This is a genomic window from Rhodoferax sp. GW822-FHT02A01, assembly GCF_038784515.1.
Lineage (GTDB): Bacteria > Pseudomonadota > Gammaproteobacteria > Burkholderiales > Burkholderiaceae_C > Allorhodoferax.
In genome coordinates, this window is the sequence record NZ_CP152376.1 from 2,179,440 (window position 1) to 2,202,456 (window position 23,017).

The 23,017-nt window shown below is 59.3% G+C and carries 23 protein-coding genes; 11 read left to right on the forward strand and 12 right to left on the reverse strand.

Annotated elements, in window-relative coordinates; all coding sequences use genetic code 11:
- Nucleotides 1–8: 8 nt before the first annotated feature.
- From AAGF34_RS10215 to AAGF34_RS10240, 6 genes are all read left to right on the forward strand, one after another.
- The gene (locus AAGF34_RS10215; RefSeq protein WP_342620494.1) at nucleotides 9–683 is read left to right on the forward strand and encodes a methyl-accepting chemotaxis protein; all 675 of its coding nucleotides are present in this window, start codon (nucleotides 9–11) and stop codon (nucleotides 681–683) included.
- Between the two features lie 11 nt (nucleotides 684–694).
- The gene (locus tag AAGF34_RS10220) at nucleotides 695–1,216 is read left to right on the forward strand and encodes an MFS transporter (protein ID WP_342620495.1); all 522 of its coding nucleotides are present in this window, start codon (nucleotides 695–697) and stop codon (nucleotides 1,214–1,216) included.
- Nucleotides 1,217–1,219: 3 nt separating this feature from the next.
- The gene (locus AAGF34_RS10225; RefSeq protein ID WP_342620454.1) at nucleotides 1,220–2,005 is read left to right on the forward strand and encodes a hypothetical protein; all 786 of its coding nucleotides are present in this window, start codon (nucleotides 1,220–1,222) and stop codon (nucleotides 2,003–2,005) included.
- 240 nt (nucleotides 2,006–2,245) lie between these two features.
- Complete coding sequence (locus tag AAGF34_RS10230; RefSeq protein ID WP_342620455.1) at nucleotides 2,246–2,455, forward strand: hypothetical protein; 210 nt, start codon at nucleotides 2,246–2,248, stop codon at nucleotides 2,453–2,455.
- Between the two features lie 31 nt (nucleotides 2,456–2,486).
- Nucleotides 2,487–2,885, forward strand: a complete 399-nt coding sequence (locus AAGF34_RS10235; RefSeq protein WP_342620456.1) for a phage holin family protein — start codon at nucleotides 2,487–2,489, stop codon at nucleotides 2,883–2,885.
- A gap of 74 nt (nucleotides 2,886–2,959) precedes the next feature.
- Complete coding sequence (locus tag AAGF34_RS10240; RefSeq protein ID WP_342620496.1) at nucleotides 2,960–3,739, forward strand: polysaccharide deacetylase family protein; 780 nt, start codon at nucleotides 2,960–2,962, stop codon at nucleotides 3,737–3,739.
- Between the two features lie 457 nt (nucleotides 3,740–4,196).
- On the opposite strand, the gene AAGF34_RS10245 is transcribed toward AAGF34_RS10240, so the two are convergent.
- From AAGF34_RS10245 to AAGF34_RS10255, 3 genes are all read right to left on the reverse strand, one after another.
- Complete coding sequence (locus tag AAGF34_RS10245; protein WP_342620497.1) at nucleotides 4,197–5,237, reverse strand: GGDEF domain-containing protein; 1,041 nt, start codon at nucleotides 5,235–5,237, stop codon at nucleotides 4,197–4,199.
- A gap of 684 nt (nucleotides 5,238–5,921) precedes the next feature.
- Complete coding sequence (locus AAGF34_RS10250; RefSeq protein ID WP_342620498.1) at nucleotides 5,922–7,103, reverse strand: ABC transporter substrate-binding protein; 1,182 nt, start codon at nucleotides 7,101–7,103, stop codon at nucleotides 5,922–5,924.
- A 1-nt stretch (nucleotide 7,104) separates the two neighbouring features.
- Entirely contained in the window at nucleotides 7,105–9,015 is a 1,911-nt protein-coding gene (locus AAGF34_RS10255) for an FAD-dependent monooxygenase (protein WP_342620499.1), read from the reverse strand.
- 136 nt (nucleotides 9,016–9,151) lie between these two features.
- Between AAGF34_RS10255 and AAGF34_RS10260 the strand changes: the two genes are divergently transcribed.
- On the forward strand, nucleotides 9,152–9,574 hold the full coding sequence (locus AAGF34_RS10260) for a MarR family transcriptional regulator (RefSeq protein WP_342620500.1): 423 nt from the start codon (nucleotides 9,152–9,154) through the stop codon (nucleotides 9,572–9,574).
- Between the two features lie 28 nt (nucleotides 9,575–9,602).
- Here AAGF34_RS10260 and AAGF34_RS10265 read toward each other — a convergent pair whose 3' ends face one another.
- From AAGF34_RS10265 to AAGF34_RS10295, 7 genes are all read right to left on the reverse strand, one after another.
- A complete protein-coding gene (locus AAGF34_RS10265) occupies nucleotides 9,603–10,754 on the reverse strand; it encodes a mannitol dehydrogenase family protein (RefSeq protein ID WP_342620501.1) in 1,152 nt (383 codons plus the stop codon).
- The gene (locus tag AAGF34_RS10270) at nucleotides 10,748–11,758 is read right to left on the reverse strand and encodes a zinc-binding alcohol dehydrogenase family protein (protein ID WP_342620502.1); all 1,011 of its coding nucleotides are present in this window, start codon (nucleotides 11,756–11,758) and stop codon (nucleotides 10,748–10,750) included. The genes AAGF34_RS10265 and AAGF34_RS10270 overlap by 7 nt, the downstream gene beginning before the upstream one ends.
- A gap of 50 nt (nucleotides 11,759–11,808) precedes the next feature.
- Entirely contained in the window at nucleotides 11,809–12,816 is a 1,008-nt protein-coding gene (locus AAGF34_RS10275; protein ID WP_342620503.1) for an aldo/keto reductase, read from the reverse strand.
- Nucleotides 12,817–12,872: 56 nt separating this feature from the next.
- Nucleotides 12,873–13,817 (reverse strand): ABC transporter substrate-binding protein, encoded by a 945-nt coding sequence (locus AAGF34_RS10280; RefSeq protein ID WP_342620504.1) that lies wholly within the window; start codon nucleotides 13,815–13,817, stop codon nucleotides 12,873–12,875.
- Nucleotides 13,818–13,875: 58 nt separating this feature from the next.
- Nucleotides 13,876–14,859, reverse strand: coding sequence for an ABC transporter permease (locus AAGF34_RS10285; protein WP_342620505.1), 984 nt, complete (start codon nucleotides 14,857–14,859; stop codon nucleotides 13,876–13,878).
- Nucleotides 14,860–14,883: 24 nt separating this feature from the next.
- Nucleotides 14,884–16,434, reverse strand: coding sequence for a sugar ABC transporter ATP-binding protein (locus tag AAGF34_RS10290; RefSeq protein ID WP_342621075.1), 1,551 nt, complete (start codon nucleotides 16,432–16,434; stop codon nucleotides 14,884–14,886).
- A 251-nt stretch (nucleotides 16,435–16,685) separates the two neighbouring features.
- Nucleotides 16,686–17,396, reverse strand: coding sequence for a FadR/GntR family transcriptional regulator (locus AAGF34_RS10295; RefSeq protein WP_342620506.1), 711 nt, complete (start codon nucleotides 17,394–17,396; stop codon nucleotides 16,686–16,688).
- A gap of 152 nt (nucleotides 17,397–17,548) precedes the next feature.
- Between AAGF34_RS10295 and AAGF34_RS10300 the strand changes: the two genes are divergently transcribed.
- Both AAGF34_RS10300 and AAGF34_RS10305 read left to right on the forward strand, forming a co-directional pair.
- A complete protein-coding gene (locus tag AAGF34_RS10300) occupies nucleotides 17,549–19,078 on the forward strand; it encodes an altronate dehydratase family protein (protein WP_342620507.1) in 1,530 nt (509 codons plus the stop codon).
- A 35-nt stretch (nucleotides 19,079–19,113) separates the two neighbouring features.
- Nucleotides 19,114–20,115, forward strand: coding sequence for a sugar kinase (locus AAGF34_RS10305; RefSeq protein WP_342620508.1), 1,002 nt, complete (start codon nucleotides 19,114–19,116; stop codon nucleotides 20,113–20,115).
- On the opposite strand, the gene AAGF34_RS10310 is transcribed toward AAGF34_RS10305, so the two are convergent.
- The gene (locus tag AAGF34_RS10310; RefSeq protein ID WP_342620509.1) at nucleotides 20,096–20,866 is read right to left on the reverse strand and encodes a sulfite exporter TauE/SafE family protein; all 771 of its coding nucleotides are present in this window, start codon (nucleotides 20,864–20,866) and stop codon (nucleotides 20,096–20,098) included. The genes AAGF34_RS10305 and AAGF34_RS10310 overlap by 20 nt on opposite strands.
- Before the next feature lie 96 nt (nucleotides 20,867–20,962).
- Here AAGF34_RS10310 and AAGF34_RS10315 point away from each other — a divergent pair, with 96 nt between their 5' ends.
- Both AAGF34_RS10315 and AAGF34_RS10320 read left to right on the forward strand, forming a co-directional pair.
- The gene (locus AAGF34_RS10315) at nucleotides 20,963–21,886 is read left to right on the forward strand and encodes a LysR substrate-binding domain-containing protein (protein WP_342620510.1); all 924 of its coding nucleotides are present in this window, start codon (nucleotides 20,963–20,965) and stop codon (nucleotides 21,884–21,886) included.
- A 21-nt stretch (nucleotides 21,887–21,907) separates the two neighbouring features.
- Nucleotides 21,908–22,711: an SDR family oxidoreductase gene (locus AAGF34_RS10320; protein WP_342620511.1), complete on the forward strand. Its 804-nt coding sequence runs from the start codon at nucleotides 21,908–21,910 to the stop codon at nucleotides 22,709–22,711.
- A 21-nt stretch (nucleotides 22,712–22,732) separates the two neighbouring features.
- Here the strand turns inward: AAGF34_RS10320 and AAGF34_RS10325 are convergent, their stop codons facing one another.
- Complete coding sequence (locus AAGF34_RS10325) at nucleotides 22,733–22,933, reverse strand: hypothetical protein (RefSeq protein ID WP_342620512.1); 201 nt, start codon at nucleotides 22,931–22,933, stop codon at nucleotides 22,733–22,735.
- Nucleotides 22,934–23,017 lie beyond the last annotated feature (84 nt).

Below are 23,017 nucleotides of genomic sequence, written 5' to 3' on the forward strand. Positions count from 1 at the left end.
TCATCAGCATGCTCACTTCAAAATTTGTCCAAAGTAGCTCAAAAGTCAATCCGAGCAAATTGACCGGAGAGACATTTGCCACTCTCATCAATCTATCGGGGCGCAGACGGTTCACCTCGCAGCGTGTTGTTCTTTACGCTGTGCTGGCCAGCAATGAAGATCTGGGCGCACTGGTAACGGCAAGGGAAGCGTTGAAGCTATTTGCCGATGCGCACACCTCGCTGGTAGAGGGAACAGAAGCCCTACCCGGAGTGTTCAGCTCGGAACTTCAGACCGCCTATTTCGGTCCAGAATCTGGAGACAAGAAAATCCGTTCATTCATGGAATTGGCGGAGCGTACTTTCACTGCGATTGAATCCAATTGGAGGCAAAAGGCGGACCTTCTGAAAGACCTTATAGCAAGCACGACTCCGTTGCTGGCTGTGTTGAACAGCATCACTGCCATCTACGAAAAAGAAGCGCGTACCCATGCCAACTCGGTGAAGAACCAACTTCAAGACGTCATGAGTGAAATCAAAGACATATCCAAGCAAGCCCACATGGTTGCATTCAATGCACAAATCATTGCGGCGCGCGCCGGAAACGCGGGGCGAGAGTTCTCCGTCGTTGCCAATGTAATGACCAGCATTACTGCGGAAATTGACAAATTGGTGCAAGCGGCGCTTGCCAAGGCAGTGACCTAAATGTGGGTGAGGTGACGCGAAGAGCCAGCATCTTCGGTGCCTTCGCCTTCATGGTGACCCATGTGCACCAGGTCCACGGCATTCCGTTGGCCATGGCCGGGCAGATCGTGATGCTGTTTGGCTTTGGCGGGCTGTGCTTTGCGCTCAGTGCCAGGTTCCTGGTGCACAGGTTGGGGGAGACCGGACTGTGCCGCTGGGGTGGTGTGCTGGTGGCTGCTTCCTACATCATCGTCGCAGTTTCGAGCAGCTGGTGGTGGGCCATACCTGCCAGCTTTGTGTCGGGCCTAGGCTTTTACATGCTGCACAACACGCTGCAGATCAACGCCACCCAGATGGCCCCAGAACGCCGTGGTGCAGCGGTTGCAGCGTTTGCAGCGTCGTATTTCATTGGACAGTCCGCGGGTATCGCATTGGAGGGGGCGTTGATTCCCACCATCGGCACCGCAGGCGCCATTGTGTTGGGAGCAGTCGGAGTGACTGTGGTCTCGCAGAACTTTGCCCGTCTGATGCAAAAGCATCGCAGAAAGGTTTGAACCGTGGAAGAATTCAAAGAAGCGCCGGAGCAACTGACAGTGCAAGCGTCCGAGCAAACGTTCGTACAGGCACCTGCGCGTGAACGAGAAGCTGCGCAGGCAGAAGATGCAACACGCGCACCAGAAGCAACACAAGCTGAAGTGCAGGCGTCTACACAACGCCCATTACCTCCAGCAGTACAGGCCTTCCAGAACTTCTACCTGGCCGAGCTCGATGACCGCATCCAGAGAAGCGAAGCGGTGGGCGCTATCACCTTGAAGAAGGGCAGTGCAGCACTCTTCTACGATCCGCGCGACTGCAAGTTCACGCTGGTCGAGAAAATGCCTGACGTAGAGGCAGCTAATGTGTTTGACTGCGTACCCCGTGAACAATGGGGCCGCACCGTCATGCTGTTTGGCCATGCGACCAACACGGGGGGCTATATCGCCTCGGGTCACGGAACCCTTAATGGCAAGGTGCTGACCATCAAGCTCGCCACTGGGCGCTTCTACCGGCTGGATGTGGATTCAGAACTGCCCCACCTGCAGCCCTTCTTTCAGGAAGAAAAACCCCGCCCTCCCAAAGAGGCCAATGTCGGCCCACGCAAGAAGCTCCCACCGCGTGGACCCAAGGGGCCCCAGGGGCGCAGAGAACATATCGAGGGCGACGCACCCGTGCAAGCGGCAGATAACGCAAGCAACGACTCACATCGCAATGAGGAGAGCGAAGACTTCACCGAGGAAGACCTGCGCCGATTGCGAGGCGAGTTGCCCCTGGCCACCAAGGCCAAAAAGAAGTGGCGCAAGTGAACATTTGATAAAGAACGCAGCACCCAAAACGATCTGCATTCTTTTTAAGCAAACCGTGCAAAGCCAATAGGCATGAGCCTTGGCGCAACATACACAGAAGTTATCCCCAGCTCAGCACACAGGTTCTGTGGATGGAACAGGAGCCGCTGGTAGTCGGATTCGACGGTCGAGACGTTGAACTGGAGACAACAGCCACCAGATGCTGTTCCACACAATAACGGATACACCATCCGCAGGGCCATGAGAACGACAAACACACTCAACAAATGTCACCGATGTGGTGCAACCAGCTACAAGCCTGTGATCGAGCGGGATGCGTCCGGGAACATGACACCCAGCGGGCAGCACCAGTGCGTAGGATGTGGTCTGACCTTTGGCAGTATTGACGAGTGGAGAAGTGGAACCCGCCACAACGAGCAGGTGCCCCAACAGGTCAACGACAAGCCCTAGTCCAGGGCCGCTACAGGAATCCGATCACACCATGAACGAACTGCGACCATTCCTTCTGCATTGGGGCATTACATCCATGGCACTGTGGGTGGCCAGCCATGTCTTTCGGGGAGTGCGGTTTGAAGGGCTGTCATCCCTGTTGGTGTCCGCGCTCTTGCTGGGCCTGGCCAATGCCATCGTCAAGCCGCTGCTCATCGTCCTGACCCTGCCGCTGACCTTCATCACTTTCGGACTTTTCTTGCTGGTCATCAACGCACTGATGATTCTCCTGGTATCGGCCTTGGTGAGGGGGTTTCAGGTGTCGAGCTTCTGGACGGCCTTCTTCGCCAGCATCTTTGTGTCTGTCATCAGCTTCGTGCTGGAAGTGTTCTTCCTGGGTAACGGCTCCGTGCATGAGATACGGATGCCGCATAGTGGGGTGTGGCTGTAGAAAACAGGCGGACTACTTCTGTAGTGGCAAACCCCAAGAGTGTCGGCAAGGCTAACGTAGTGATAAGGAAAGAGATGAGTGGCATTGACATCAGTTGGTATTGGAATTTCATGTTCAAGAAAATCCACTTCTCGCTGGTGTTCGCGCTCATCTTGCTATTTGGCAGCGTGCATGCTGAAGAAAAGCCCACGGAAATACATGACCGCATAGCATCATCAAATGCATTAAACAAGCGGGTGGCGTTGACCTTGGATGCATGCTCCGGCAAGTTCGATGACGACTTAATTGAATTCCTGATCCGTAACCAGATCCCCGCGACACTGTTTGCAACAAAAAAGTGGCTGCTGGCCAATCCGGTAGGTGTTTCCATCATCAAAGCGCATTTGGACCTGTTTGACGTAGAAGACCATGGTGAAAATCACATTCCGGCGGTCATAGGTGTTGGCAGGAAGGTCTATGGCATCCCGGGTGAGCCTGATGTCTTGCACCTGAGGCGGGAGGTCTCGGAAGGGGCCAAAGCAATTACCGAGATGATTGGTGTACCTCCGCACTGGTACAGGGGGGCAACTGCTGAGTACGACTCGCAGGCAGTGACCGAGATAGAAAAGATGGGTTATGGGATAGCAGGGTTCTCGGTCAATGCTGATTCAGGAGCAACACTCAAGAGGCTGGCGATTGAAGAGCGGCTGAAGCAAGTCAAGGACGGTGATGTCATCATTGCACACATGAACAAGCCCGCCTCCGATTCAGCGGAAGGACTGTCAATGGGGCTGATTCACTTGCTCAAGACAGGTTTTGTATTCGTGCGATTGGATCAAGTCAATCTCACAGAGGTGCCGCCTCCAAATCGCTGACATATCGAGTAAATGCGATGTTATTTATGCCAGGATAACGATTGTTCACGTCCAGGTGATTGACGGCTTGATCGAAGGCATGGTGGTCCACGTCTGGATTGACTATGAACAACCCGCGTAGTCCAAAAGCTATTTCAACGTAGCCCTCTATGCGACCCGCCAAGACCTCGCGCAGTGAACTCGAAGTTTGTGCAAAGTGGGCACCCTCAACCATATTGATGGAATCTGCTTGCTTGAGTCCAGGAAAATACTTGCCGCTGTTCTTGTCAGTGCAACGATTCGTCCCCAATACTTAGGGAAGAATTTATAGCGACGCGCCTTTTTTGTCATTCGAAAATGCACGATTGAGTCTATGTGTTGCTGGCATCATTTCAGAATGGGAACGGAATCCTAAGTCTTGCGCCGGTAGTCATGCTGAGTCAGCGGCACAGAGATTGCCAGCGGCAATGTCATGGACCTAAAACAGCTCAACATCACCGATATTGGTAGTCGGTTCGATCAGCGCACCATTCGATACCAAGGCGCTATAGCTGCAAACTTGATTTCGGCCATGCTCCTTGGCGTAGTAAACGGCTTTATCGGCTCTTTCGATGGCACCGCTAGGAGAATCACCGGCTCGGATTTCCGTAAATCCGATACTTAAAGTGATAGTGCCCACCTGAGGAAAGGCATAGTGTTGGGCGGTTATTCGTAACCGATCCAGCAGCGTTGAGGTTTCAACCTCGCTATGACAGCGCACCAGCACCACGAATTCCTCTCCACCAAACCGATAGATCTGATCATGAAAGCGAAAGTGGGAGCGCATCATGCGGGCCAGTAGCAAAAGCACTTCGTCTCCAATAAGATGTCCGAAGTTGTCGTTCACGCGCTTGAAGTGATCGATGTCAATCATCGCCAACCAAAATGTTGCTGCCGTATGAATGTCACGCCGTTCAGTCTGAGGGTAATTTTTGTCTCTACCGCCGCTGCTTTTCTGTTCCAAGGTAGCGCGGAGAAATGCGCCATCAAAAGTCTTGCGATTCAGCAAATCGGTCAAGGAGTCTCGCTCACCATAGTCCAGGAGTGCTGAAAAATTGCGATACAGCCTGAGAATTCCGCTTATCAGATCGCGTCTTTCTGTGGAAAGGGGCGCATCCGTGAGCAACTCCAATACACCGGCATTACCGGATGGGCTACCAAGGGGGAACACCACGACGTGTTCTTCACTGATGGACTCCTGAATTCCTTCCGCCATCGCCTTCTTCCGTAAAGGAAATTGCGACAGCGAGTGAAGTTGGTCAAAGGGCGTCCATACCGTGTCTCCAATTACACATGTCTTACCCGCCCATACCTGGGCGGATAGTCGCCACCGCTCCTTGCCCTGCTCCCCGATAGCGCGATAAATGCTTGCGCAGCGTGGGAGCAACAAATCACTGATTGTGTTGACCAGGGCAACGTCTAACGCCCCCCGATCCCGCAAGGCTGTCAGGTCGGCAAGGTTATCGACGAGGTCGTACATTTGCGCAGGCTATTTTGCAGGTGCTTACTAAATCCTGGCATCCAAAAGACGGAGGGGCTGCGTTGACTGCTTCCCTGCAACCGTATTGAAAACCAGCTTATGTCTTGACGCTAACAACCAATGCAAGTTAGCTTATGCCCGTGAACATGATGGATAGATCGGTTATCTCGCATTGCCGTTGCCGCAATGCTCTCAGCGTCACCGTGCAGGCCTTGGACTGGATCTTCGTGCATCATGCTTTCCAACGAAATGGTTCTTCCCGTGAATCGGGAAAAACTTTATGTTTTTAGACGTCTTGCATTCTGACATAGGGCAAACGATAGCGATAGCCTTTGCATGGAGGCTTCGGACCTGGAGCCCCGGTTGACCACCATCTGCACAGTTATCTCAACATTCGGGCAAATGATTTTGCTGAATTGGGTCACATTCCCGTTTGTATCAAGAACAGGGACTCCATCGCCGGCCTTGTGGACTTTCCATTTGAAAGGCGTTCCATGAACCTTACATCAGCGCCTCGAGCAACGTCATGTCGTCCGGATAGGTACTGCGCTGAAAATCGGTCGCCAGCTTTTCAGCTACTGTGTAACTCAATATGGGGTACAGGATGGCATTCACTTTTTTGGAGCTGCCATCGGCGGATACGATGGCCGTGCCGTGTGTTGCCGCCCCAAGGTCACGCTTTGTTCAATGGTTGCGGCCTGGGTCTTGAACAGCCTTCAGTGTCTCAAACTCGACGTTGTAGAGTTCACCGCCAACACGTTCAACGCGTCGGATATATACGTCCTGCACGATGTCGCGCGTCTGGCCATTGATTAGTACCGGACCGCGAGGGCTCTCAAACGTCTGGCCTTTCATGGCATTGAGCAGGGCGTCGCCGGTTTCTCCCTTGGTTGATTTCAATGCATTGGCAATCACACGCATACCGTCGTACGCGGCAACGGCCATGTAGTTGGGCCTCTTACCGCCATTGGCCTTCTTGAACGACTCCACGAATTTCTTGTTGGCAGCAGACGGATGCATGGCAGAGTAGTGATGAGAGGTCACCACGCCCAATGCCACATCCCCCATTTCATTCAGGATGTCGTCCTCGGTCACGTCGCCCGTTGCAATGAGCCGAATGCCCGCCTTGTCGAGCCCGCGTTCGGAGAACTGTTTCATGAACAAGGAGCCAACGCCCGCTGGCAGGAAGACAAAAACCGCATCGGGCTTCTCATCGCGCACCTTTTGCAAATACGGTGCGAAGTCGGGGTTTCGCAGCGGCACCCGGATGGCTGCCTTGATGGTGCCGCCGTTGAGCATGAAGCGCTCCTTGAATGCACTTTCGGCGTCCAGTCCAGGACCATAGTCGCTGACCAGCGAGACCACGCTCTTGATGCCGTTCTTGGGTGCCCACTCGGCCACTCCGATTGTGACCTGGGGCAAGGTGAAGCTGCTGCGGATGAAGTAGGGTGAAGCATCGATCACGCTGGAGGTGGCGGCAACGAACACCACCGATGGCGTCTTGCTCTGCGTTGCAATCGGTGCCACCGACAGCGCCAGCGGCGTCAGAGAGAAGCCGCCCAGGACCTGGACCTTGTCGTTGACGATGAGCTCCTGGGCAATGCGCTTGGCCTGATCCGGCTGGCCGGCATCGTCCCGGATGACCAGCTCGATCTTCTTGCCGCCAAAGGTGTCACCGTTTTCACGCAGGAAGTGCCGCGCACCAGCTTCCAGCTGTTTGCCGGTGGAGGCAAAGGGCCCCGTCATGGTGAAGATCAGCCCGACCTTGACTGTGCCGGATTGCGCCCAGGTGGACAGGGGAGAGCTTGCCAAGGCCGTGGCCCCGGCTGCACATGCTGTTTTCAATACCAGTCGTCTGTTTGTCATTTCAGCCTCGTACGCGCAGGATTGCGCTGAAGTAGTTGGTCAAAGCGTCACGGGCCTGCAACGGCAGGATGTGACCCACATACTGGTCCGGGCGCACGATGACCATGCAACCCGCCGCGCGATCAATACCGCGCATCGTGAAAATGTCCTCCCCCAGCTTGGCGTCTACACAGAAGACCTTTTCGTAGTCGCAAAGCCCATAGCGGCCCACGCGCGGGCGCAGCAAGGAGGGCATGTCGCCGTAGTCCAGTGCGCGGAATTCCTGCTGGAAGACGGCGCGGGTGTCGATCACCGCATCCACGTCTTCTCCAGGTTTGGTATGCCGACGTACGGGGGAGGCCGGGTCGTTCTCCAGCCAGTCGCACAGTGCCGCAACAGTGCCCCCTGCTGTGCCTGCATCGCCTGCAGGCGCAAAAAGGAATAGATGGAAGCGCGCATCCGCTTCAATGCAGTGCCCCAGATGCATGGGCTTGGCGTCTGCCAGCCGGATCACGGGCGCCGAATGCAGGCGCTTGCCGATGTCGAAACCGGTGGCTAGGTGCTGATGCGTCGCAGCACCCGTCAGTGCGCTGGGTTCGTACTGGATGGTCAGGCCGCAGGTGAAGGGCAGGTTGTTGACAAACTCGCGCGCCACGCGAGGCAGACCTTCGTCCGTGATGTCTTCCTCGGACTTGGCACCAACAACGCGGGCCCATTTATGGTCGAACTCCACCAGACCCTTGGCCGCTGCACGACGCTCACCGGAGTAGCTATGCAGCAACGACGGATCCGCACGACCGGTCAATACGGAGATCAGTTTCCAGCCCATATTGAAGGTGTCACCCATGGACACGTTCATGCCCTGACCCGCCTTGGGGCTGTGGGTATGGCAGGCATCGCCGGCCAGCATCACGCGGGGTGAACGCGTGCGCACTTGGTCCTCAGGCACGTCGTCAAATTTATCGGTCAGGCGGTGGCCGATCTCGTAGATGGACGACCAAACCACCTCTTTCACGTCAAGCGTGAAGGGCGCCAGGATGCGCTGTGCCTTGGCAATGATGTCGTTGGCGCCCATGCCGCGGTCGGCTACGCGTTCGTTCTCGCCCAAGCGATCCATTTCGACATACAAGCGCACCAAGTGTCCACCCTCGCGTGGCAACACCATCAGAATGCCCTCGTCCTTGGAGCGTACAAAGGACTTCTTGCGCCAGTCCGGGAAGTTGGTAACGGCCAGCAGATCAATCACGCCCCAGGCCTGATGCGCTGCATCGCCGTGCAGTGCTCCGCCAATGGCATTGCGCACGTTCGAACGCGCGCCGTCGCAACCAATGACGTAATTGGCGCGTACTGTGGCGGTCTGCCCTTCGCGACCGGGCGCTGTGTGTTCCAGCGTGACGGTGACGGGGAACTCTTGTGCGTTCGGGTCAATCTTCAGGTCCCGCACTTTCAGGCCATAGTCCGGCTCCAGTCGGGTGGGGGCGTTGCGCATGATGTCCATGAACAGGTCATGCACCCGTGCCTGGTTGATCAGGATGTGGGGCATCTCGGATATGCCATCCGGCACGTCCTGCACACGGGCCACGCGCCGGAGGTTGGCGTCCGTTCCGGGGTTCCAGAAGGTGGTCTCGTTGATCCAGACCGATTCGCGTTTGACCTTGTCGGCAAATCCAAAGGCCTGGAACATTTCCATGGTGCGCACGCTGATGCCATCGGCCTGGCCCTTTTCCATGGGCCCCAGCTTGGGCTCGACCAGCATGGTGTGGATCTGCGGGACCCGGGCAAGCTGGGCGGCTAGGCAGAGGCCGGCAGGCCCGGAGCCTGCGATCAATACATCCACCGTTTCCGGCAGTGGATCACCGGCGCGACGGTGGTCAGGGGCCGCCACCGAAACGTCGGGATCCCCGGGAATGAATCCATTTGTGTGAAATTGCATGTTGTCTCCTGCGGTGTGTTTGTTGGGTCAAGCATTTATAGAATGTATAGATATCATATGTATACATTCTATAATCGTCAAGTGGGTCACCAAAACCTGCAAAATGGCTCGGATTTGCGATGAACGGAGACGACGCATGGATGAGAGAAAAATGGCCGGGCACCTGATCCGGCGCCTGCACCAGCAGTCGATGCAGGTATTTCAGGCACAGACACAAGCTGCCGGCTTCGACCTGACATCGGTACAGTTTGCCGCGCTCAACGCGCTTGCCCGTGATCCTGGCATTGACCAGGCAAGTCTGGCCGCAACCATAGGATTCGACCGAGCCACCATAGGCGGCGTCATAGATCGTCTGGAGCGCAAAGGCCTGGTGCAGCGCGAGGTCAGCGCGCAAGACCGTCGTGCGCGTCAGCTGACACTTACCGCAGAAGGTGAAAGCATGCTGACCGCATGCAGGCCCGTAGTGAAAGCCCTGCAGACCGACATCCTGGCCTTGCTGTCACCGGCAGAGCGCGAAGCCTTCATGGCATTGGCGAAAAAGGCGCTGGGGCTGGCGTGAGCTGACGCCATAGCCACCGGATGCCAGGTCAGCGGTTGGATGTCGGCAGGCCAAGGGACTGCCGCAGCAGGGGTTGTGAAATACCCAGTCCCAGATGCACAGCGCGCTCCACCACCGGCAGTATGCGCCGCTGCAGCTTTTCTTCGTGGTTCTTGGCAATGTCGGCCAAGCGGTGTTCCAGAAATGGATTGAGCAAGCGGTCCCTCAGCTCCACCAGATAGGACCGTGCCTGCAAGCCGCCGCCTTCGGCATCGAACACCGGCAACACTTCATCGGCCCAGACCGACTCCAGTGGATCACGCATCAAAGGGTCATGCATGGCTTGCAACACCGTTTCGTCGGCCGGGCGCGATAGGGACAGCCAGCGGTCCGCCAGAAAGGTGTGGGCGAGGTTGAGCAGCCACAGTTTGCGTTGTTCGAACTGTGGCAGATCGTCGGTCAACACCATGGCCGGATGCTGGCATGGCAATACCAGGCCGGGTTGCAATTCAATCGCCCACAGGGCATAAGGCTCGGTCACGGCGCCTGCCGGCTCCAGGGGCGATGACACGATGCGGTCCACCAACGAGTTCACCCACACACATTGCGCCTGCAGGTAGTGCACAAAGGTCGGTTCGGTTCCCCACTGGCGTGCGACGCTGACCACGATGTTGCGCAACGTATCCCCATTGCGGCTCACCAGTTCACAGGGAAGAATGGTCAAGGGGGCGGCGGGCAGCGTGCGCCAGCGGTGGTACAGCAATGCCAGCAGCTTGGCTGGAAAGCTGCGGGGCGTCACGTTGCGCGCTTGCAGAAGTTCAGCGTTGTCCGCGTCATTGAGAACATAGCCTGCGTCCGCCGTGTTCGAAACGATAACTTGCACCGAAGTTGCCATGGCCTCCAGTAGCTGCGACCAATCACGATCGGCGTGCCAGACGGTTTGCACCGAGTCGACTTCCACGGTTGTTTCAACCGGCCGGCCACCTTGCATGCCACGGACCTCCACCCGATAGCCAAGCGACAGGGCCGCAGCTCGCGCGCTGCTCTGTGGACTGGCCGTGCTCTGGACCACCGTAACGTGCCCCAGCGCCTGCCCTTGCCGCAATGCCTCGGCAACAAACAGGTCCACATGGGCCTGCAAAAAACGGCCGGTGCCGAACTGCAGAATGGGATGGGCTGCCGCCATCTGCTGGCTCAGCATTCAATCAGTGCCTTCACCACGCCCATGGCGGGATCCAGCAGCGTGGAGAAGTTCGCTGGCACATCGGCCAGCGCCATGCGGTGCGTGTTCAGCGCAGCAGTCGGTATCTGACCGGCGCGCATGGCAGTCAGGACGGTTTCAAAGTCTTCCATCGTGGCGTTGCGGCTGCCCAGCAGGGTTGCCTCGCGTTTGTGAAATTCCGGGTCCGAAAAAGTGATGTTGTCCCGCACCACCGAAACCATCACATATTTGCCACCATGCGCGACGAACTGGAAGCCGCGCTCCATGGCACGCGCGTTGCCGGTTGCATCCAGAACGACGTCGTAGAACTCGCCATGGGTCAAGGCACTAAGTTCCTGTACATCGTTGGGGCCGATGAGTACACCCGCTGCGGCCCCCAGATGTTTCCTGCAGAAGTCCACCCGATCGGGGCGTGTATCCAGAGCCGTCACGATGCCGCCGCGCAGATGCGCAAACAGGGCAGCGGCCATGCCAATCGGACCGGTGCCCACCACCAGCACCCTTTGTCCGTGCTGGATATCGGCCCTGCGCACGCCGTGTGCGCCGATGGACAGGAACTCCACCATGGCGGCCTGATCCAGTGTCACGCCCTCGGCCTTGTGCACGAAAGGTGCGGGAACGCTCAGGTATTCGGTGAAAGCCCCATCACGATGGACCCCCAATACCTGGATGTTGACGCAGCAATTGGTTTTGCCCTGGCGGCATGCCACGCAGGTTCCGCAGGAGAGATAGGGCATGACGTAGACCACGTCTGCGCGTTGCAGAAAGCTGCCTTGCGGTGCCTCTTCTACCGTGCCGGAAATCTCGTGACCCATCACGCGCGGGTAAGCCAGATAGGGCTGGTTGCCACTGAAGATGTGCAAATCGGTTCCGCAGACACCGACGCGGCGTATGCGCAGCAAAACGTCGTTGGATGCACGCGTGGGTATGGCGCTTTCAACGGCGCGCAGTACGCCTGGTGTTTCACAAATAACTGTCAGCATAAATTTCCTTGTGTGGGGTTGTCCGATGCGGCCTGCGCAGGGTCTTCTCGTTACATAGGGACCGGTGCGGCCGGGTCGAGCAGACCGCGCTCGCGCAGGAATCGCCACAGCTCCGCTGGAATGGCGTATTCAAACCACTCCACATTCATGAGAAGCTGGGCGGCGGTACGTGTTCCTGTGACGCAGGAAACCACGGCGGGATGCGCCATGGGAAACTGCAGCGCCGCGGCTTGCAGCGGAACCCCCCATTCGCTACAGACACTCTCGAGCGCGCGCACTTTGGTCACGACCGCAGTCGGCGCTTCTGCATAGTTGAATTTGGCGTTGCCGGCCAGAATGCCGGAGTTGAACGGCCCGGCGATGACGATGGCGTTGCCGCGACGTACGCACTCGTCCAGAAAAGGGTTGAGGCAGGTTTGCTCCAGCAGCGTGTAGCGTCCTGCCAGCATGGTGCAGTCGAGGTCGAACTCGCGCATGCTGTCCATCACGACCTGCCATTCGTTGACACCCAGTCCCACGGCCTTGACCATGCCTGCGCTGCGCAGCTCGTCCAGTGCCTTGAAACCGCCGCCCTGGGTGAGTTGCTGCCAATAATGCGTGTGCAGGTCGCCGTGCGTATCGCGGCCGATGTCATGCACATACAGGATGTCGATGTGCGCCAGCCCCAGGCGCTGCTGGCTGTCCTCAAAGGAGCGCATGACGCCCGAGTAGCTGTAGTCGTACTGTGGGCGAAACGGATAAGGATTGGCCCAACCGCCGTCACCCGGTGCCACGCTGGCATCGGGCCGCATCAGCCGGCCCACCTTGGTGCTCACCACATACTCAGCACGGGGCACTTCGGCCAGTTGCGTGCCCAGGCGGTGTTCGGAGCGGGTGTAGCCGTAGAAGGGTGCCGTATCAAAGTAGCGCACACCGGCAGCCCATGCGCTGGCGAACACCTCCTCCACTTCGCGGGCGCTGGTTGCGCGGTACAGACCACCTATTTGCGAACAGCCTAGCGCCAGGGCTGTCAACTGAAGGTCCACGCGGAATAGTTTTCGGAGATCGGTGCTTTTCATAGGGCTGCCCCCGACGCCAGTGCGTCGGGGCGTTCATGGAAGATGAAGGAGGAGGTTCAGTACAAAACGTTCTTGGCCGCAGCGCTGTCGATGTTCTTCTTGTTGACCATCAGCACACCGGTGTCGCGGAAGGCGGGAACCTTCTTGCCTTCGGTGATTTCCACCACGGTCTTCACACCCAGGTTGCCCATCTCAAATGCGCTTTGTACGGCGATGGCTTCAATGGTTCCATCCCGCACGAAGCCTTGCAGGTCAGAGTTGCCATCAAAGCCGATGGCAACCACCTTGCCAGCCTTGCCAGCCTGGGCCAGTGCGCGGCCCATGCCAATGGCAGTGGGCTCGTTCGCGCCAAAGATGCCCTTGAGGTCAGGGTTGGCTGCCAGCACGTCGGTGGTCTGGTTCAGCGCGGTTCCCATCTGCGAGTTGGAATAGAAGGGGCCTACGATCTGCAGTTTGGAGTGCGCCTTCACATAGTCGATGAAACCACCAACGCGGCCAATCTCAGAGCCCGAACCTGCGGTGTAGGACATGACGGCAATCTTTCCGGTGGTGCCGATCTTGTCGATCAGGGTCTTGGCGGACATTTCACCCGCGGCCTTGTTGTCCGTGGCCAGGAACGACTGGTAGTAGGCCTTGCCGGCGTCCGATGCTGCGGAGTCGATCAGCACTACGGGAATTTTGGCCTCCCATGCCTTCTTCATGGCGGGAATCAGTGCATCCGGATCGGAAGGTGCCAGCACGATACCTGCCACCTTGCGGTTCACCGCGTTTTCCACCAAAGCCACCTGACCAGCAAGGTCGGTGTCGGACGCTGCCCCCTGGAAGGTGGCGGTGTAGCCCTTGAGTCCGCTCACTGCGGCATTGGAGCCCTTCTTCACGTTTTGCCAGAAGTCGGAGTTGGTCGTCTTGACGATGACGGCGATTTCCTTGTCGGCCGCAAAGGCCATGTTCGATGCAGCCACCAAGGTGGTAGCAATCAGGGTGCTCAGCAGTTTTTTCATGTCGTTCCTCTTTATCGATGGGTTGTGTCAATGTCCCGGTAAGCCCTGCCGGTAGGGATCACTTGCGATGGCGCATCTGGTCAATCCACACCGTCAGCAGGATGACCAGGCCAATCAGAATTTGTTGGGTGAAGGCGGAGACGCCGCCCATGTTCAGGCCGTTGCGCAAAATGCCGATCACGAAGGCGCCTATGATGGTTCCGGAGATCGTTCCCACGCCGCCTGTGAGCGATGTGCCACCAATGACGGCCGATGCAATGGCATCGAGTTCGTACATCAACCCCTCACTGGGTTGCGCAGTTACCAGGCGCGACATCAGCACGCAGCCCGTCATGCCGGCGAGCAGACCCGAGAACACATAGGCAAACAAGGTGACACGTTGCACCTTCACCCCGGACAGGCGCGCTGCTTCCAGGTTGGAGCCAATGGCGTACAGGTGCCGGCCCAGCGTGGCACGGTTCAGCAACACAGATACTGCGATGGCCAGCACTACCATCAGCAGCACCGGGTACGGGATGCCCACAAACACCACATCCGGGAAACCATCGGCACCAATCTTCACCACGCGCCACAGGGAACCGTTGCCCAGCTCGGCAAAGCTGTCGCCCAGCCCGCCCACGGCCTTGGCATCGGTGATTTGCAGTGCCACGCCGCGGGCAACCAGCATCATGCCCAGCGTGGCGATGAAAGGTGGCAGCTTGAGTACCGTCACGCACAGGCCGTTGATCAGGCCGCAGAGGGCGCCCACCAGCAGACCCGCCAGCATGGCCAGTGGCACCGGGGCTCCTGCCTTGGTGGCCATGGCGGCGATGACGCCGGCAAGTGCCAGAATGGCTCCCACCGACAGGTCAATGCCCCCGGTGATGATCACGCAGGTCGCACCAATGCCCAGGTAGGCGATGGACGTCACCTGAAGGGCAATGGTCATGCCGTTGCCCACGGAGAAGAAGGCATTGCTGGTGAACGAGAAGATCACGATCAAGCCCAGCAGGCTGGCAAGCGCGGCAAATTTCTGTAGCAGGTCTTTCTGGTGTTCGGTCATGGGGCAGTCGTGGGAGAAGGTGTTTCAGGAAAGGTGTGCGGCCTTGCGACCGGAGGCGTAGTGCATGACTTCCTCCTGGCTGGTCTCGCGGGTGTTCAATGTGGTGACAAGGTGGCCTTCGTGGAATACGGCAATGCGGTCGGTCATGCCCATGATTTCCGGCAACTCGGAACTGATCATCACCACGCCTATGCCTTGTGCAGCAAGCTGGTCCAGCAGTTGGTAGATCGCATACTTGGCACCCACGTCAATGCCGCGTGTCGGTTCGTCGAAGAACAGGATGCGCGACTCCCGGAAGAGCCACTTGCTGATCACCAGCTTTTGCTGGTTGCCCCCTGACAGCAGACGCACGGTCTGGCGCGTGCTGGGTGTGCGTATGCCCAGTGCTTCGATGTAATGCGCTGCAGCAGCCTGCTCCTTGTCGAAGCGGATCATTCCTGCACGGTTGGAGACGGCCTCCATATGTGCCAGGGTGATGTTCTGTGCCACGTTCATCTTGACGGCCAGACCGTCGTGTTTGCGGTCTTCCGACAGATAGGCCAAGCCTTGGCGTACTGCATCCACTGGCGAACGGATGGTCAGTTGCTTGCCCAGAAGATGCACTTCACCTGCGTCTATGGGATCTGCGCCAAAAATCGCGCGTGCCACTTCGGTCCGCCCCGCACCCATCAGGCCGGCAAAGCCCAGGATTTCGCCCCGATGCAAGTTGAAGCCGATGTCATGGAAAGCACCTTTGCGGCTGAGCCCCTTCACCTGAAAGATCACCTCGGCCTGGGGCTGGCTGGTGCGCTTGGGAAACACATCGTCCAGCGAACGCCCCACCATCTTGGCGACGATCTTTTCAACGCTGGTGTCGCAGAAGCGGTCGGTGGACACATAGCGCCCGTCACGCAACACGCTCACGCGGTCGACGATATGCGCCAACTCATCGAGGCGGTGCGAGATATAGACGATGCCTACTCCCGCTCGCTTGAGCTCGTGGATGATGGCAAACAGCTGGCTGGTTTCGGAGTCGGTCAGCGACGAGGTCGGCTCGTCCATGATCAGCACCCGGGCGTCGAGCGACAGGGCCTTGGCGATTTCCACCATCTGCTGCTGCGCGACCGACAGCGTGTGCACGATGGCATCCGGCGAAATGTCGACGCCCAGGCGGTCCAGGCATTGCTGGGCATCCTTGCGCAGCCGGACCTTGTCGATCAGCCAGGCCTTGCGTGGCTCGCGCGCCAGGTAGACGTTCTCTGCCACCGACAGGTGGGGCACCAGATTGAGTTCCTGGTGGATGATGGCAATGCCAGCGGCTTCGGACTGCGCGGTGGAATCGAAATGGCACACCTGTCCCAGGTATTCCAGTCGCCCGGCATCGGGCCGGTACTGGCCACTGATCACCTTCATCAACGTGGATTTGCCGGCACCGTTTTCGCCACAGACGGCATGCACCTCGCCGCGCAGCACCTCAAAGCTCACCCCGTCGAGCGCGAGCACACCGGGGAACCGTTTGGTGATGCCGTCCAGTCGCAACAAGGGAGCCGATGCATCGCCGCTGGCCGGGCTCTGGGCATGAACGTTGACGGACACTGGTTGCGGCAATTGCAGACTCCTGGAGGCGGTAATGCGGGAAAGGGAAAAATGGCTGCCTGGGTTCAAAATGGGTAAGGCCACCCGACCTAATATGGCGTATTTGGCCTTACCAATTGACGAATGGGGATGGGTGTTTACCCTGGGTTTGGAGGCTGAATGGCGGATTTCTGGCCGCAGCAGAGCCTCCCAAGGGGGCGGGGGTCATGCCAGCGTGCGGGATTTCCCGGCTGCTGCCGGGCGGAGTTAGCTCAGGACCATTCGCGCCGGTTGTTTTCCACCCAGCGCTGCTCGGAGGCCTGCAGGTGCGCGCGCACCGCGGTCTGGGCGGCCAGGACGTCGCGGTTTTCGAGTGCGCGCAGGATGGCTTCGTGCTCCTGTAGCGCAGTTGCCCAGGTCTGTCCTGATTCGGAGTGGGCGCTCAGGCGGGCTGTGATGGGGCTGTGGCGCTCATCGAAGAGTTCGCCCACCAGCCGCTCCAGCACCGTGTTGCCGGACATGGCTGCAATGGTCTGGTGAAACTGGCGGTCATAGGCTAGGGGGGAACGGTTCTGCGCCATGGCCGAAAGCATGTTGTCCAGGGTTTGCCGCAGCGTAGCCAGTGCTGCCGGTGTGGCCTTGGCGCAGGCCATTTGCACCACCGTTCCTTCGATTGCGGCTCGGGCCTGCATCAGTTCGATAGGGCTTTCCCCCATGGTTGCCTGTGCCTGCGGCTTGCGTTGGGTGACGCTGCAGACGTAAACGCCGGCCCCCATGCGCACTTCCACGCAGCCTTCGATTTCCAGAGCAATCAAGGCTTCGCGCACGGAAGGGCGTGATACGCCCAGTTGCTGGGCCAGCTCACGCTCGGGCGGCAGGCGCGCGCCGACGGCGTAGTTGCCCTTGTCTATCAGGGTTCTGATCTGGTCGGCAATTTGCTGATACAGCCGACGGTTGTCGACTTGTTTCAATTGATCCAGCATGCTCACTCCTAGGCGTTGTCTGGCAGTTTAAGTCACCGGTTGGATTCGCTCTGCGATTTGACACGCGGGGTCAGGCCAATTTATCATTAATCAAACTGGCCTGACCAATTTGAGTATATTCGGGCTTGCCTCATCCGACCGGAGACTTCCCCATGACCATACAAGTGCCTGCGCTGATCCAGCTCAGCGATCTGGACAACGTGGCCGTTGCGCGCAGCCGCATCGAAGCCGGGCAAACCGTTGCAAGCGCCGCGAGCCGCGTTCTGGCAGTGGATGCCATAGATGCGGGCCACAAGATCGCGCTGCAGACCATCGGTGCCGGAGAACCGGTGCGCAAGTACGGACAAATCATCGGGCTTGCCACGCGCGCGATCGGTGCTGGCGAGCATGTTCACGTCCACAACGTGGACATGGTGGCTTCGCGCGCGCAGCATGGAGCGGGAGTGGATTACCGGGCCACGCCGATCACCCATGATGGGGCAACGTTTGAGGGCATTGTGCGCCCCGATGGCCGTGTGGCAACGCGCAACTTCCTGGGCATTGTTGCCAGCGTCAATTGCTCGGCCACGGTGTGCCAACGCATCGCACAGCATTTCACGCCGCAGGTATTGCAGGACTATCCGAACGTGGATGGTGTGGTGGCAATCACCCATGGCCAGGGCTGCGGCATGGCCAGCAAGGGCGAGAGCATGGATGTGTTGCGTCGCACCCTGCGGGGCTATGCCGACCAGCCCAACTTTGCCGGTGTGTTGGTCATCGGCCTGGGTTGCGAGGTGAACCAGGTCGCCGGCATTGTGGACGGCCTGGCCCCACGTGGGCCAGGCCTTTTGGCCACATTGAAGATCCAGGAGGCTGGCGGAACACGAGAAGCCATAGCCGCAGGGATTGAAGCACTCGCTGCCATGCTGCCCATGGCCAACGAAGCCAGGCGTACAACCGTCAGTGCCAGCCATCTGGTGGTGGGTTTGCAGTGCGGTGGCTCCGATGGCTACTCCGGCATCAGCGCCAACCCGGTGCTGGGCGCTGCGGTGGACCTGCTAGTGCGCCATGGCGGCACGGCCATTCTGTCAGAGACGCCGGAGATCTACGGTGCCGAACACCTGCTCACTGCGCGTGCTGCGTCCCAGGCCGTGGCCGATCAGCTGATGGCGCGGCTGCAATGGTGGGAGACCTATACCTCGACCCATGGCGCCGACATGAACAACAATCCGTCGCCCGGAAACAAGGTCGGCGGCATCACGACCATATTGGAAAAGTCCCTGGGTGCGGTGGCCAAGGCAGGCAGCACCGGACTGATGGCGGTGTACGAATATGCGCAACCGGTGCGCGCGCACGGGTTGGTTTTCATGGATACCCCGGGCTACGACCCGGTCTCCGCCACCGGCCAGGTCGCGGGCGGCGCCAACCTGATCTGCTTTACCACCGGGCGTGGTTCCACCTATGGCTGCAAGCCGACCCCTTCACTCAAGCTGGCCACCCACTCCGCGCTGTTCCAGCGCATGCGCCTCGACATGGACTTCGATGCGGGCACCGTGGTGGAAGGCAGCCAGACCATTGCCGAGGCAGGGCAGGAGCTGTTTGAGCTCATGCTGGCAACCGCTTCCGGACAGCAAAGCAGCAGCGAGCGCAATGGCCTGGGGGACAACGAGTTCGTTCCCTGGCAGCTCGGAGCGGTCATGTGAGTACCATGGTGGAGTTTCTTCAACCACCTGTTCCCATGCAAGCTCTTGACGTACTCACCGTGGGTGAGGCCATGGCACTGTTCTCAGCGCGTACCACTGGGCCGCTGCCAGAAGTCGAGCAATTCAACCGTTCCGTCGCAGGTGCGGAGCTCAATGTGGCCATTGGCCTGAGCCGCCTGGGGCTGCGTGTCGGGTACGTCAGCCGCGTCGGCAACGACATGCTGGGTGAGTACCTGCTGTCGGCCATGGCGCGCGAAGGTGTGGATTGCCGCTATGTACAGCTGGACCGCCTGCACCCCACCGGCCTCATGTTCAAGTCGCGGGAGGAGTCCGGCAAGGATCCCAGTACGCAGTACTTCCGCAAAGGCTCAGCGGCCAGTCACATGGGGCTGGGCGACATGCCCCCGGATGCACTCCAGACGGTCCGGCATTTGCACATCACCGGCATCAGTCCAGCGCTTTCCGGCAGTGTGCGCGAGCTGGTGGAATACATGGTGCGTCAGGCGCGTGCGACGGGGGTTGCCATTTCGTTCGACCCGAATCTGCGCCCCAAGTTATGGGAGAGCGAAGCCGTGATGGTGCGCACCCTCAACGCGTTGGCTGCCCAATGCGACTTGGTCATGCCGGGGCTGGCGGAAGGCCGGCTTCTGACCGGACTCGACACGCCACAGGACATTGCCACTTACTACCTGGATCGGGGCGCCAGACAGGTCGTGATCAAGTGCGGACCGGCGGGGGCTTATTGCGCCAGTGCTTCGGCACAGGGAATGGTGAGCGGATTCCTGGTGCCGCAGGTGGTGGACACCGTGGGGGCGGGTGATGGCTTTGCCGTCGGTGTCATCAGCGCGCTGCTGGATGGCCTCACTCTTGCAGAGGCCGCCTTGCGCGGGAACGCCATCGGCGCCCGCGTGGTCCAGTATCCCGGTGACAACGACGGACTGCCCACGCGGGCTGAGCTGGAGATTGCAATGCATGCACCACGTACGGGCGAAGTTGAAAGCGGTCCGCGCATGGAGGTCAGTCGAGCAAAGGCTTGAGCAGCATCCATGCAGCGGTAGCCAGCAGCATCCAGGCAAAGGCCAGGCGCATGCGCCGCTCGGGCAAGCGGTGGGCCACCGCGACACCGGCAGATACCGTAAACAGTCCGCCAATGGCCATGGGAAGCCCCATGGACCAGGCCACCCGGTGCGCGCCGCTGTAGGTCAGCAGGGCAATGATGGAGCTCGGTGCCACCAGAGCCAGCGAGAGGCTTTGCGCAACCGTCTGGCGTTGACCAAACCAGCCATTGAATATGGGCGTAGCCACCAGCCCACCACCGATGCCCAGCAGCCCCATGCTGCTGCCGCCCACGATTCCGACCAGGGGCAGGTAACGCAAGTCGCGTGGTTTGTTCTCCTCGGGGGCGGCGGTGGCATGGGTTCCGAACAGCATGCGCAGGGACAGCAACAGCAGGAATATGCTGAAGATGGTGCGCATGAGGTCGGTGGGCAAACGGGTAGCCATGTGCGCAACCAGCCAGGTGGTGATGCAGGCCAGCAAGCCAATCTGCAGCGCGGTCTTCCACGCAACCGGATGGCGCTGGCTGTAACGCAGCCAGGCGATCAACAGGTTGGGCACCATCAGGACCAGGGCCGTGCCTTGGGCCACCGCCTGGTCCAGTCCAAAGCCCAGCACCAGCATCGGAATGCAGATGATGCCGCCACCAATGCCAAACAGGCCACCAAAGAAACCCAGAGCTGCGCCCAGGCTCAGCATCATCAGAAGTTCAGGCAGGGAAATGGCGGGCATGCAGGTGTGATGAAAAGGCGGTAGGTCAATGCTATTGCTTGCAGTCAATGGCATCAATGGCATCACAAGTAATTCATTCGGTAATAATTTGCACGAATGAAAGACTCTCCAGACCTGCAGTTCTTCTCCATCTTGGCGCGCCAACCCAGTTTGGCCGCCGCCTCATTGGAGCTGGGTGTAACGCCGCCGGCCGTGAGCCGCAGACTGGCCCAGCTGGAGAAAAGACTGGGCGTGCGCCTCTTGAACCGGACCACCCGCCGTTTGAGCCTGACGGCCGAGGGCGAGCGCTACCTGGAAGAAGGCGGGCGCATCCTGCGCGAAATCGAAAGCCTGGAGCGCACCCTGGCGGCGGGGTCCGACGTGCCCCATGGGCTGTTGAGGATCAACGCTACCTTCGGTTTTGGACGGTGCCATCTGTCGCCAGTGATTGAGGCGTTCAGGCGGCTGTATCCGTCGGTGGAGATCGTTCTGGAGCTGACGGACCGATCCCTGGATCTGGCAGCCCACGCCATGGATATCGGCATCCATTTCGGCGCACCACCGGACCGGCGCATCCTTGCGCGCAAGCTTGCGCCCAACCGGCGCTTTCTATGCGCTGCGCCCACCTATCTGCAGGGCCGCAAGGCTCCGACCGTGCCGCGCGATCTGCATGCCCATGAGTGCATCGTCATCCGTGAGAGCAGCACCGCTTTCAACAACTGGCATTTGTCGGACGGGCAACACCAGGAGATGGTGAAGGTGTACGGCGGTCTGAGCACCAACTTTGGCGAGATCGCCGTGGAATGGGCGTTGGCCGGACACGGCATTGTGTTGCGCTCAGAATGGGATGTCGCACCGTATCTGCGTTCGGGGCAACTGCAGCGTGTGTTGCCCGCGTGGGAAGGACTGTCTTCGGACATCTATGCCATCTATCCCCAGAGGCATCACCTGTCTTCGAAGGTAAGGGTGTTTTTGGATTTTTTGGCCGCAAGGTTTGCAGAGCAGCGTGAACCCAAGGCCCACAACGCCGACGTCTGGTGACAGTCGGGGAGAAACGGCATCATGGACTTGAAACTCGAATCAAAACGCGCACTTGTCACGGGGGGCAGCCGTGGCATCGGCAAGGCGGTGGCGCGCGCACTGGCTGCCGAAGGTGTTGACGTGGCCTTGCTTGCGCGCGACCCGCAGCGTCTTGCGGCTGCAGCGACCGAACTGTCCGCGGCCAGCGGTCGTCGGGTGATCGGCGTGGCGGCCGACACCGGTGATCTGCAGGCCGTGCGGCGCGCTGTGGCCGAAGCCGAGGAAAAGCTGGGTGGTGGCATCGATATTCTGGTCAATGCCGCGGCTGAACCGGCTGGCTATGCGCCACCGCCGCCACTCGCAGACATCACCAGCGACTTCTTTCACCAGCAACTGGACATCAAGGTCATGGGCTACCTGCGCACGGCCCAGGCAGTGGCACCTGGCATGAAGGCGCGCGGCTGGGGTCGCATCGTCAACGTCAGCGGGCTGGCTGCGCGTTCCACCGGCAATGCCGTGGGCAGCATCCGCAACGTGGGCGTTTCGGCTCTGACGAAAAACTTGGCCGATGAGCTGGGGCCACATGGCATCAATGTGACGGCGGTGCACCCGGGTGTGACCGTCACTGAGCGCACCGCGGACATGGTGGCGCACCATGCGCAACGCCGCGGTGTGGACAAGGTGGTGGTTCAGGCGGAGCTGGATGCGGGCAACAGTACCGGGCGTGTGGTTACTGCAGAAGAGGTGGCGGACGTGGTTGTGTTTCTTGCTTCACCCAGGTCTCGCGCAATCAATGGCGATGCGGTTGCGGTGGGAGGCGGTGCTCCGCGCGCGATCCACTACTGAGGTACGGGGCGGATGGTGGCGTTAGGCGCTCTCGACGAGTTCGACGACGGCACGTACCAGAGATTGGGAGTTGTCGGAGAAGGAGTACAGCCGCTCCAGGTCGTAATAGTGCGCGAAATTTTTGCCCCATTCTGCAAACTCCTCCAACGCGGCGTTCTGGTTGGGTGACATGCGTCGATTCTGGAAATCGACGTAGACCAGGTTGTCATGCACTGATTCCATTGGGTTACTCCTTCATGTTGTCCCGAAGGATGCCGCCTGCGCGTGAGCAGGGCGAGCAGTGTTACGCGTGATTTACAAAACCCA